General features: G+C 67.8%; 10 protein-coding genes. 4 read left to right on the top strand and 6 right to left on the bottom strand.

Features of this window, described 5'->3' with window-relative positions; genetic code table 11:
- Positions 1-6 precede the first annotated feature (6 nt).
- Complete coding sequence (gene cpaB / locus CAG41_RS21940) at positions 7-957, bottom strand: Flp pilus assembly protein CpaB (protein ID WP_085707471.1); 951 nt, start codon at positions 955-957, stop codon at positions 7-9.
- 343 nt (positions 958-1,300) lie between these two features.
- Here cpaB and CAG41_RS21935 point away from each other — a divergent pair, with 343 nt between their 5' ends.
- The 3 genes from CAG41_RS21935 to CAG41_RS21925 all read left to right on the top strand — a co-directional run bounded on the left by CAG41_RS21935 (position 1,301) and on the right by CAG41_RS21925 (position 2,306).
- Entirely contained in the window at positions 1,301-1,510 is a 210-nt protein-coding gene (locus CAG41_RS21935) for a Flp family type IVb pilin (protein ID WP_085582961.1), read from the top strand.
- A 106-nt stretch (positions 1,511-1,616) separates the two neighbouring features.
- On the top strand, positions 1,617-1,829 hold the full coding sequence (locus CAG41_RS21930) for a Flp family type IVb pilin (RefSeq protein WP_085582642.1): 213 nt from the start codon (positions 1,617-1,619) through the stop codon (positions 1,827-1,829).
- A gap of 69 nt (positions 1,830-1,898) precedes the next feature.
- Positions 1,899-2,306: a response regulator gene (locus CAG41_RS21925; RefSeq protein WP_085582640.1), complete on the top strand. Its 408-nt coding sequence runs from the start codon at positions 1,899-1,901 to the stop codon at positions 2,304-2,306.
- Positions 2,307-3,063: 757 nt separating this feature from the next.
- Here the strand turns inward: CAG41_RS21925 and CAG41_RS21920 are convergent.
- From CAG41_RS21920 to CAG41_RS21905, 4 genes are all read right to left on the bottom strand, one after another.
- Positions 3,064-4,734, bottom strand: coding sequence for a ShlB/FhaC/HecB family hemolysin secretion/activation protein (locus tag CAG41_RS21920; RefSeq protein WP_085707470.1), 1,671 nt, complete (start codon positions 4,732-4,734; stop codon positions 3,064-3,066).
- 133 nt (positions 4,735-4,867) lie between these two features.
- Positions 4,868-6,469, bottom strand: coding sequence for a collagen-like triple helix repeat-containing protein (locus tag CAG41_RS21915; RefSeq protein ID WP_085707469.1), 1,602 nt, complete (start codon positions 6,467-6,469; stop codon positions 4,868-4,870).
- 356 nt (positions 6,470-6,825) lie between these two features.
- A complete protein-coding gene (locus CAG41_RS21910; RefSeq protein WP_085707468.1) occupies positions 6,826-7,680 on the bottom strand; it encodes a MaoC/PaaZ C-terminal domain-containing protein in 855 nt (284 codons plus the stop codon).
- 2 nt (positions 7,681-7,682) lie between these two features.
- Positions 7,683-9,035 carry a 3-oxoacyl-ACP reductase gene (locus tag CAG41_RS21905; RefSeq protein ID WP_085640935.1) on the bottom strand — a complete coding sequence of 451 codons (1,353 nt, stop codon included), beginning with the start codon at positions 9,033-9,035 and terminating at the stop codon, positions 7,683-7,685.
- Positions 9,036-9,271: 236 nt separating this feature from the next.
- On the opposite strand from CAG41_RS21905, the gene CAG41_RS21900 reads away from it, so the two are divergent.
- Positions 9,272-10,549: an acetyl-CoA C-acetyltransferase gene (locus tag CAG41_RS21900; protein WP_085707467.1), complete on the top strand. Its 1,278-nt coding sequence runs from the start codon at positions 9,272-9,274 to the stop codon at positions 10,547-10,549.
- 151 nt (positions 10,550-10,700) lie between these two features.
- Here CAG41_RS21900 and CAG41_RS29250 read toward each other — a convergent pair whose 3' ends face one another.
- Positions 10,701-11,429 (bottom strand): methyl-accepting chemotaxis protein, encoded by a 729-nt coding sequence (locus CAG41_RS29250; protein ID WP_371856110.1) that lies wholly within the window; start codon positions 11,427-11,429, stop codon positions 10,701-10,703.
- Positions 11,430-11,438 lie beyond the last annotated feature (9 nt).

Raw genomic sequence — 11,438 nt, 5'->3', positions numbered from 1 at the left:
GCTCAGTCATGGGGTTTGTTGGGTGATCTGGTTGCCGCGGATGATCTCCACCGCCGCCCGCGGGCTGCCCGCGCTGCGTTCGGCTGCCGGCGGTTTCGGCGCGCTGCCCAGGGCCAGTTGGGTGAACTGGAAGAGTTGGCTGTCGGCGGCGTCGAGGCGTTGCGGCGCCTCGTGTTCGCCGGCCCAGTACTTGGCCAGGCGCTGTTCTTCGCTGCTGCGCACCGCCAGGCGCAAAGTGCCGACCTGGGTGGCGAGCATCAGCCGGCTCAGCAGGGGTTCGGGCACGGCCAGCACCACGGTGCGCGCGGCGATCCGGCGCTGGTCCTGCTTGAGCTTTTCGTCGGCGCCCAGGGTCGGCGAGGCGGGCTGGCCGTCGTTGGTCAGGCCGTACTGCTCGCCGACGCCCAGCACGCGCAGGGCCGGCACCACGGTCTGCGCCGACTGCTGCGGGTTGCTGGCGTCCTGGCGCAGGTACAGCAGCACGTCGACGTAGTCGCCGGGGATCAGTTGCCCGGCGGCGCCGATCACCTCGTCGACCGCCACCGCCAGGGCGCGCTCGTCGCGGCGGATCATGCGCGCCAGCGTGCCGCCGGCGGTGAAGCTGTCTTCGTTGAGCCAGGTGCCGGCGCTCAGGTGGCGCCAGGGCATGCGGCCCACGGCCTGCTCCAGGGTGCCCAGGCTGCCGGCGGGCGCGCTGCGCAGCTTTTCGATGGCAAGGTCGGCGGCGGTCAGCGGTGTGAAGGGGGGCACGTCATGCAGCAGCACCACCACCGGTTGACGGGTCTGGTCTTCGGCGGCGGCGACGGTTTTCTCGACGCTGGCCGCCGGCGCGGCGGGGGCGGCAGGGGCCTCGGCGACGGGGGCCGGCTGGCGGCTGAGCACCAGGCCCCAGTAGCCCACCACGATTGCCCCGAGCATAAGCAGGGCCGCAAGGCCCAAGGTGACGCGACTGTTCATGACGGCTCTCCCTTTCCTGCTGCACCTCTGGCCCGCACTTTCCTGAACAAGGGAACTTCGCAATCAGGCAGCTATGAACATGCAACGATTTGGCTATTTCCACGCTAGCTGATCCGAGCCAAAACGCCATTACTGCCCGGAAAATAACCTACGAAAGTAGGGTCGGCGGCCAATTAGCAGACGCAAACCGCCGCGTCACGAACGGATTAATCCTTTGTGATTAATCCGTTCTTACAGTTGTTGCGCCGGGCTTTGTTGGCAATGCTCAAATGGCACGGTGGAGGCTTTGCCGCCGTTGCGTGAATCGGCGCCAGGCGCGCAAAGGAGTGGACGTATGCTTCGCATGATCATTGATTATCTGGTGGCCCGGGCCCTGCTGTTCTTCAAGAAGGATGACGGCGCCTCGGCGATCGAATACGCCATTGTGGTGGCGATGGTGGCTGTCGTCGTCGTGGTGTTCGTGACCCCGGTCGGCGCAAGGGTGCTGAACATCTTCAACGCCATTCTGACCTCCCTCGGCGGGACAACGGTGACCCGTCCGGTGATCCCTTGAGCGAATTCCCCCCCTGTTCTCGTCGGTGCCTGCCCGCGGCCCCTGAAAGGGTGCGTGCAGGCATTACCCTAGCGACCGGATCCCCGGTGTCGGAAGGAGAACGATCATGTTCCTTGATTACCTGATGATGCGTGTGCGTCTGTTTCTGGCCCGTACCGATGCGGCGTCTGCCATCGAGTACGCCATTGTCGTGGCGATGGTGGCGGTGGTGGTCGTGGTGTTCGTGACCCCCGTGGGGGGCAGGGTGCTGGCGATCTTCAACAACATCCTGGTGGCGCTGGGCGGCTCGGCGCAGTCCGCTCCGGCGCAGATGCCGTAGCCGGAGCGGTCGCCTGCGGCGAAAGCCCCGCTACACTCGGTTCCACCTTTTGCCTTTCAGGGATTGCCCATGACTGCCTCCTCTTTGCCGCGCCAACAGTTGCTTCTGGTTGACGATGAGGAGGACGCGTTGCTGGAGCTGGCGGAGCTGCTGGAGGGCGAGGGGTTTGTCTGCCACACGGCGACGTCGGTGAAGCTGGCCCTGCACCACCTGACCCGGCATCCCGACATTGCCCTGGTGATCACCGACCTGCGGATGCCGGAGGAGAGCGGCATGTCGCTGATCCGGCGGCTGCGCGAGCATACGTCCCGCGAGCATTTGCCGGTGATCGTGACGTCGGGGCATGCGGACATGGAAGACGTCAGCGACATGCTGCGGTTGCAGGTGCTGGATCTGTTTCGTAAGCCGATCTATCACGTCAGGTTGTTGGAGACGCTGGATAATTTGTTTCCTAAGCCGAAGGTGAATGTGTCTTGAGCTTTTGGCCTTTTGGCCTTTTGACCCTTTAGCCTTGGCGGCCTGTGGGCCGACCAGGCTTTGGTTTGGTTGATTACATATCCGTTTCTTCGGGTGTTGCCGCTGGCGGTTCCGCCCTTACGGCGGGTCACTTTTTTCAAACGCCCGGAATGCCGGCCCAGAAAAAAGTAACCAAAAAGGCTGGGCCCCAGCGTACGGCCCCTCGCCTAGGCTCGGGGTTCCTTCGCTCCGGGATTCATCCGGGGGCATCGGCTACGGTTTGCTTCGCTGCACCTCCTTCCGATGTGTTTGGCTGCGCCAAACGGCGCTGCGCGCCCACCCCCGGATGAACCCCTCCGCTCAGCCTTCCGAAGGGGCCGGCAGATCAAGATCAAAAGCGAGGCGAGCTGACACTCGGCCTTTTGAAGAGCCGCGATGGCGGCCTGACAGCCGACCAACCTCTACCTGACACCACCCGATCCAACTGTAGGAGCCAGCCTGCTGGCGATGACGACCTGACAGCCGACCAATCCTCCCAGACCACCTCAGACCCTGTGGGAGCTGGCTTGCCAGCGATGGCGGCCTGACAGCCGATCAACCTCTACCTGACACCACCCGATCCAACTGTAGGAGCCAGCCTGCTGGCGATGACGGCCTACCAGCCAACCAATCCCTCCCAGCCCACCTCAATCCCTGTGGGCACTACAGTGCGACGACTCAACTTGCCACCGACAGGGCCGGCACACCCCCCATCACCAACAAAACTGTGGAAACCAACCTACAGCTGATAACTGAAACTGATGCTGTAGCGCATCCGCCGGTTGAAGGTGTCCAGCGCCTCGTCCGACATCGGCTTGGCCGCCTCCAGGGCGATGTTGTAGTACTTCGCGTCGCCGAACCTGAGCCCGAGCGCCGCCGAAGACAGGCTGTTGGCCTGCACCGGCAAGCGGTTGAACCAGCTGCGCGAGCGGTCCAGCACCACGTACGGCTGCAGGATGCGCACCCAGTTGCCCTCGCGGTTGAAGCTGTAGTTGATCTCGTAGGCCACGCCCCAGCCCTTGTCGCCGGAGGCCTGGTCGTCGGGGTAGCCGCGGCCGAAGTTCTGGCCGCCGAACACCGCCCGTTCGCTGTCGGGCAAGGTGTCGTCGCTCCAGTACAGCGCCGCCGACGCCACGCCCTGCCAGTTGTCGAGGAATTTGTCGCTCTGCACCCCGGACAGCCGCAGGCGGAAGAAGCTCAGGTCGATGGCGTCGTTGTTGGTGTGGGCGCCCATGCTGTCGAAGCCCTGGTAGACGCCGCCGCTGAGGATCCGCAGTTGCCGGGCATCGGCCTTGCGCCAGTCGCTTTCGAAGGCGAGGGCGCGGATGTCGGTGCGTTCTTCGACGCTCAGCGGGTAGCCGATGACCTTGTAGCGGGTCTTGTCGTTGACCGCGTACAGGCGCGAGCCGGCGGTCAGCAGTTCGTTGGGCGAAGCGATCAGCGGCAGGCTGAAACCGAAGGAGTAGCGGTCGTTCTCGCGGTGCGGCTTGAGTTGCAGACCGTTGTCCAGCAGCACATTGGTGCCGGGGTCGGCGCGGTAGCGTGAGGCGGACAGGATCAGCTGCGAGCCTTCGTCGTCGATGAACTGGCTGTAGTCCGCGCGGTAGTAATGTTCCTGGTCGTCCCCCGGCGGAAACAGGCCGCTGAGGGTCAGCTGTTCGCCCATCGACGTCTGCGAGTTGCTGCTGACGCCGAGCAGGGCCTGGGTGCCGTTGCGGTTGTCCTCGGTGGTGCTCAGGGTGCTGGTGAACGGCTTGCGGCTGGCCTGGGCCAACAGCGTCGTGGCGCCGTCGGTGGTGCCGGGCGGCGGCACCTGGGCCTGCAGGGTGACGCCGGGGATGCGGGTCATCAGGGTGGTGTAGCGTTCGAAGGTCTTGCGGGTCAGCGGGCGTTCGGCCTGGATCTTGGCCGCCAGCCGGTCGAGCAGGCCCTTGACCCGGCCGATGTCGCCCTGCACCTGCACGTCGCGCACGTAGCCTTCCACCAGCACCACCCGCGCCACGCCGTCGCCGAAGGACTGCTGCGGCAGGAAGGCGTAGGACAGCAGGTAGCCGTCCTGCTGGTAGCGGCGGCTGATGCTGCGGGTCGCCTCGATCAGGTCGGCGAGGCTGGATTCGCGGCCGATCAGGGGTTGGTAGATGGCCGCCAGTTCGTTCAGCGGGTAGAGCGTGCCGCCTTCGATCTGCACGGTCTTCAAATGGATCTTGGTGCCCATCATCAGCGGTTGCGCAGCGGTGGCGCCGGGTTCTGGCACCTGCAACGGCGCGGCGCTGGGGCGGTAGGCGTCGGCCGGCAGGTTGGGCACCGGGAGGTTGCGGATGGTTTCGTTGCTGTTGAGGAAGCTGGGCAGGGTGTCGGCGAGGGCCGTGCAACTGAGACCGAAGAACAGCAGGGACGCCATGATGCGCATAGGACACTCCATGTTCAGACCGCAGCACTTGGCTGATGCTTTCCCAAGAAAAAGGCGGAAGATCCGCGGGGATCTTCCGCCTCCAACCAAGCGTAGGCGCTGTAGGGATGGCCGTCGAATCGGCCAGGTGCAATTAGCGTTGGGTGCCGCCCAGCGCGCCGGTGAGGCCGCCGAGGGCTCCCCCCAGTCCGCCGCCGGTATTGCCGGTGTTGCCGGTGCCGCCGGTGACCAGGCCGCCGACGGCGGAGACGGTGCCGCCCACGGCGGTCACGGTGTTGCCCACGGCGGTGACGACAGGGTTGCTGCCGGTGCCGGCGATGGCGCCGCCCACATTGGCGACGGTGGCGCCGACCTGCCCGGTGAGGCTGGCCACCGGACTGCCGACGCCGGTGGCGGCGCCGACGTTCTGGGTCAGGCTGGTGACGGCCGTGGTGACCGGGGCCAGTCCGCTGCCCACGTTGGTGCCCAAGGTTGCCAGCGGCGTGGTGGGGCTGGTGATCGGGGTGCCCGAGCCGCCGAGCACGGTGTTGACCGAAGCCACCACGTTGCCGACCGAGGCCACGACACCGCCGGGCGCCGTCAGGCTGCCGTTGCCGGTGGCCGCCCCGCCGCCGACGTTGACCGCCGCGCCGCCGACGGTCTGCAGCAGGCCGGTGCCGCCCAGGCCACCGCCGATGCCGCCGGTGGAGCCGCCGGTGCCGTTGTCGGTCAGCCCGCCGGCCTTGGCGACCGTGGTGCCGACGTTGCTGAGGGCGCCGCCTACGGTGCTGGTCAGCGCATTGCCGCTGCCGGCGCCGGTGACGTTGTTGCCCAGGCCGTCGACGGCGCCGCCGACCTTCTGCAGCACACCGTTGAGGGGGGCGCCCAGCCCTGTGGCGCTGCCGAGCTTGTCGGTGGTGCTTTCGACCATGGCGATCACCGGCACCAGTTGCTTGCTCACCTGTTGGGTGGCCGAGCCGAGCGGGCCGCTGGTGGTGGCGGTGCTCAGGGTGTCGCCGAGCATGGTGACTTTTTCGCCGACGCCGTCGAGCACCGGCGCGACCCGGGTGACCACGCCGCCGACCACCGGAATGCTGCCGGTGGCGCTGGCCAGTTTGCCGCTCAGGTCGGACACGCCGTTGCCCGCATCCTGCACCACGCCGCCGAGCGCCGAGGCGGTCACGCCCAGGCCGTTGTCCGTGGTGCCCAGCTTGCCGAGGCCGTTGGCCACGCCGTCACCCAAGGTGCTCACGACGTTGCCGGCGGTGGTGGCGAAACTCTGTACGATGCCGCCGGCCACCGGCAGGCCGCTGAGCGCATCGCCGACCTGACCGACGCCGTTGCCGACGCCTGCCACGGTGTTGCCCACGTCCTGCACCAGAGTGCTGGTCACCAAGGGTTGAGGGCCGGAGGGGTTGGTGGGGCCGGTCGGATCCGTCGGGTTGGTGGGGTTGGTCGGATCGGTGCCGCCCGTTCCGCCAGTGCCGCCTGTACCTCCGGTTCCTCCTGTGCCACCGGTTCCTCCGGTACCGGCGGTGTCGCCGCTGCCGCCCGTGCCGCCCGTGCCGCCCGTGCCGCCCGTGCCGCCCGTTCCGGTCGAGCCGCCTGTGCCGCTGGTGCCGGCGGCGGTGCCGTCGGACGAGGAACTGCCGGAGCTGCTGTGATGGCCGCCACCGCCGCTGCTGCAGCCGGCGAGGCCGAGGGAGAGGATCAATGCCAGAGCTGTCGCTGTTTTGCACCACGCTTGATTGTTCATGATTGAGAGTCCTTGCACCTGTCACAACGTTCGTTGTTGCCGAGGGCTCCCCGGTTCTGTCGCCGGCGATGCCTTCGTCCGTTGTGGTCATCTCAATCGAGCGGTTGGATCCACGCCATTCTCAAGTTGGTATTAACGCCTTCCTGCAAGGGGCGGCGGATGCTGCCTAAGGACTAATCCTGTGGTGATAGGTGCGCCGAAAAAAGCCTTGCAAATCAATGGCGGCGTTTGGCGCGGCAGGGGCGGGCGGTGCGGAAAAACTTAAGTGATATACACACAATTTCCAGGTCGCTCCCACCGCTCGCGGCGAGGGAGCGTGCTCCCGCCCGAGGCACAGCCGCCGGCCGGAACCCCGCTCAAGCGACCGGTCGCCAGTCGCCCACCATGTGCTCCAGTCCAGCGGCTCCGGTCAGGCGCAATTCGCCGCTGGAACCGGCGGCGCTGGCCAGCAGCGTCACCTCGCTGGGCAAGCGCACCGGTTTGCGAAAGTGCACGGTCACCTCCAGGTTGGCCTTGGGCAGCCGGTCGGCCAGCGCGGCGAGGGTGCGGGCCTTGTTCCACAGGCCGTGGGCGATGGCGCTGGGGAAGCCGAACAGCTTCGCGCTGGGGCCGCTCAGGTGGATCGGGTTGCAGTCGCCGGACACCTTGGCGTATCGCCGGCCGATGTCCGCCGGAGCGTTCCACTGCGCCACTTCCGTCAGGGGCAGCGACGGTTCCCACGACGAGGCCTGCGGCTCGCCCTCAAGCTTCACGCCGCGGCACAGCATCCGGCTTTCGGCTTCCCACAGCGGCCCGAGCTGATCGTCGAGGGTGGTCAGCAGATCGAAGGTCGCGCCTTTGGGATGGGGCTGCAGGTTGCGCACCTGCACGCCCGCCAGCGCCCGGCTGACCCCGCCCATCGGCCGCAGCACGCGGAGCCGGTTGCTCAGGTGGATCAGCCCCAGCAAAGGGAACGGAAACGCCTTGTCCGTCAGCAGGCGCATCTGCAGGGCGAACGCCAGAATGTGCGGATAGGTCGGCGGCAGCAGGCCGTCGTCGGCGAAGCCGCAGACGGTGCGGTAGGCCGCCAGCCGCCGGCCATCGACGTCCACCCAGCAGCGCAGGCCCAGGTCGGGCAGGGTGGTGCCGGTGATTTTGCGGCGGGTCGCGGCCCGCAGGTAAAGGCCGGGCAAGCCCGGTTCGCGCTCCAGTGTCTGCCAGTCGTTGCTCATGCCTAGGCCCCCAACACGCTTTGTCCGCAGACCCGCAAGGCCTGCCCGGTGAATGCCCCGGTGCCCGGCTGCGCCAGCCACGCCACCGCCTCGGCGACGTCCTGGGGCAGGCCGCCCTGGCCCAGGGAACTCATGCGCCGGCCGGCCTCGCGCAGGCCGAACGGAATGTGCGCGGTCATCTGGGTCTCGATGAAGCCGGGCGCCACGGCGTTGATGCTGATGCCCCGTGCCTGCAGCGTCGGCGCCCAGGCCTGGGCCAGCCCGATCAGCCCGGCCTTGCTCGCCGCGTAGTTGGTTTGCCCGCGGTTGCCGGCGATGCCGCTGATCGAGGCCAGCAGGATGATCCGTGCGTGGTCGTGCAGGGCGCCGCTGTCGAGCAGGGCCTGGGTCAGTGTCTGAGGGGCGTTGAGGTTGACCGCCAGCACCGCGTCCCAGAAGTCCGGCGTCATGTTGGCCAGGGTCTTGTCGCGGGTGATGCCGGCGTTGTGCACGAGGATGTCGAGGCCGTCGGGCAACTGTTCGGTCAGTTGCGCGGCGGCGTCCTCGGCGCAGATGTCGAGGGTGACGGCGCGCCCGCCCAGCCGTGCGGCGAGGGCCTCCAGGTCGCTTTTGGCCGGCGGCACGTCGAGCAGGATCACGTCGGCGCCGTCGCGGGCCAGGGTTTCGGCGATGGACGCGCCGATGCCCCGTGCCGCGCCGGTCACCAGCGCCTTGCGCCCGGCCAGGGGGCGTGTCCAGTCGCTGACCTGGGTGCTGCAGGCCTGGAGGCGGATGACCTGCCCGGACACGAAGGCGCTCTTGGGCGACAGGAAAAACCGCAGCGGGCCTTCCAGTTGGTCCTCGGCGCCGTCGCCGACGTAGATCAGCTGCAGGGTGCCGCCGCTGCGCAGCTCCTTGGCCAGCGAACGGGAGAACCCTTCGAGCGCCCGTTGCGCGCTGGCGGCGAACGGATCGTCCAGCGACTCCGGCGCGCGGCCCAGGATCACCAGGTGGGCGCAGCGGTCGAGGCTCTTCATCAGCGGCTGGAAGAATTCGCGCAGGCGCTTGAGCTGATCGGTGCGTTGCAGGTCGCTGGCGTCGAACACCACGGCCTTGAGTTTCGGGCCTGCGCCGGGAATCCACTCGGTGAGGGAGGCCGGTTCGTCGCCGTAGCGGTAGATGGCGTCGGTCAGGCGGTTGGCGAAGGCGCTGACGCGGGCGGCCAACGGCCCGCCGCCGATCAGCAGCGCGCCCTCCACCGGCCGCAGGCGCCCGGCCTGCCAGCGCTCCAGCCGCACCGGCGACGGCAGGCCCAGGGCGCCGACCAGGCGGTGTCCGAGGGACGAGTTGGCGAAGTCGATATAGCGGTCAGACATGGAACGCTCTCCGGAAAAAGATGCTCAGAGTGTGGACTGCCCAAGGCAAACAATCGTTCGGTCCGTGCAATAGGGCCTACGCTTGAACACTGAGGTTTAGCAGGTCTTGCGCAGAAATGCGGATCGGGCAGGCGCAACCGTCCTGCTCGGCGGCGGATCTGGCGCCGCAGGGTTTGGATCAAGACAGCCATGCCCCAGGAACTTGCTTAGGTGTGCCATCCAACAAGGAGCTTTTCATGACTCAGCTGCGCCGCGTCGCGATCATCGGCGGCAACCGGATACCGTTCGCCCGCTCCAACGGGCCCTACGCCACCGCCAGCAACCAGGCGATGCTCACCGCCGCGCTCGAAGGCCTGATCGAACGCTACGGCCTGCACGGCCTGCGCCTGGGCGAAGTGGCGGCGGGGGCGGTGCTGAAGCTGTCGCGGGACATGAACCTGACCCGCGAATGCGTGCTCGGCTCGCGGCTGTCGCCGGCCACGCCCGCCTACGACATCCAGCAGGCCTGCGGCACCGGCCTTGAGGCGGCGCTGCTGGTGGCCAACAAGATCGCCCTCGGCCAGATCGAGTGCGGCGTGGCCGGCGGCGTCGACACCACGTCGGACGCCCCCATCAGCGTCAGCGAAGGCCTGCGCAAGATCCTGCTGCAAGCCAACCGGGCCAAGACCACGGGCGACAAGCTCAAGACCTTTCTGCAATTGCGTCCCCGGCACTTGATCCCGGAGTTTCCGCGCAACGGCGAGCCGCGCACCGGCCTTTCGATGGGCGAGCACTGCGAGCTGATGGCGCAGACCTGGAACATCTCCCGCGAAGACCAGGACCTGCTGGCGCTGGACAGTCACCACAAACTGGCGGCGTCCTACAGCGAAGGCTGGCACAACGACCTGACCACGCCGTTTTTGGGCCTCACCCGCGACAACAACCTGCGCCCGGACCTGACCCTGGAAAAACTCGCGACCCTCAAGCCTGCCTTCGAGAAAAGCGCCAAGGGCACGCTGACCGCCGGCAACTCCACGCCGCTGACCGATGGCGCCTCGGTGGTGCTGCTGGGCAGCGAGGAGTGGGCGCAGGCGCGGGGGCTGCCGGTGCTGGCGTACTTGCGGGACGGCGAAGCGGCGGCGGTGGATTTCGTCAACGGCGCCGAGGGGCTGCTGATGGCGCCGGTCTACGCGGTGCCGCGTCTGCTGGCGCGCAACGGCCTGACCCTGCAGGACTTCGACTACTACGAGATCCACGAAGCCTTCGCCGCCCAGGTGCTGTGCACCTTGAAGGCCTGGGAAGATGCGGACTACTGCAAGACCCGTCTGGGGCTCGACGCGCCGTTGGGCGCCATCGACCGCAGCCGGCTGAACGTCAAGGGCAGTTCGCTGGCGGCCGGGCATCCGTTCGCCGCGACCGGCGGGCGGATCGTGGCCAACCTGGCCAAGCTGCTGGACGCGGCGGGCCAGGGGCGCGGCCTGATCTCGATCTGTGCGGCGGGCGGGCAGGGCGTCACTGCCATCCTCGAACGCTGAGGGACTGTCGGCGGCCTCTCGGCCGCCATCGCCAGCAGGCTGGCTCCCACAAGGGGCTTGCGGTGACCACAGGTTTAGCATTCACCCCGAAACCCTGTGGGAGCCAGCCAGCCTGCTGGCGATGGCGCCAGTGAAGGCGCCGCAGAAAACGTCAGGTGCGGAAGCGTCTGACCAACCCGTCCAGCTCGTTCGACAGCCCCGCCAGGCTCTGGGAGTCCAGCCGCGCCGAGTTCGCCAGTTCCGCCACCAGTTGCGCATCGCCATGGATCTGGCTGATGTGGCGGTTGATGTCTTCGGCCACCTGGTGCTGCTCTTCGGCGGCCGTGGCGATCTGGGTGTTCATGTCGCGGATCACGTCCACCGATTCGCGGATCTGGCCGAAGCTTTCCCGCGCTTCGCCGATGCGCGCCACCGACTGCTGCGACACGTCGAGGCTGGCGCGCATCTGCTGGGTGACTTCGCTGGTGCGGCGGGCGAGGTTGCCCAACAGCCCGTCGATTTCCGCCGTCGAGTCCGCCGTGCGCTTGGCCAGCGCCCGCACCTCATCGGCCACCACCGCGAAGCCGCGGCCCTGCTCGCCGGCCCGGGCCGCCTCGATGGCGGCGTTGAGCGCCAGCAGGTTGGTCTGTTCGGCGATGGAGCGGATGGTGCCGAGGATCGACTGGATGTCGTTGCTGTCGCGCTCCAGCTGCTGCATCGACTGGGCCGACTGCTCCAGCTCCTGGCTCAACTGGTCGACGCTGTTCACCGCCGCGTCGATCTGCTGCTGGCCGTGGCGCGCCTGGCGCTGGCCGCTGTCGGCGGACTCGGCGGCCTGGCTGCACGAGCGGGCGACTTCGTTGGCGGTGGCGACCATTTCGTGGAACGCCGTGGACACCATGTCCACCGC

Source organism: Pseudomonas sp. B35(2017) (assembly GCF_002113645.1).
In the GTDB taxonomy this organism is placed as follows: domain Bacteria; phylum Pseudomonadota; class Gammaproteobacteria; order Pseudomonadales; family Pseudomonadaceae; genus Aquipseudomonas; species Aquipseudomonas ekonensis.
Note: the sequence above shows the minus strand (reverse complement) of the source record. Positions and strands in the feature narration are given on the sequence as shown.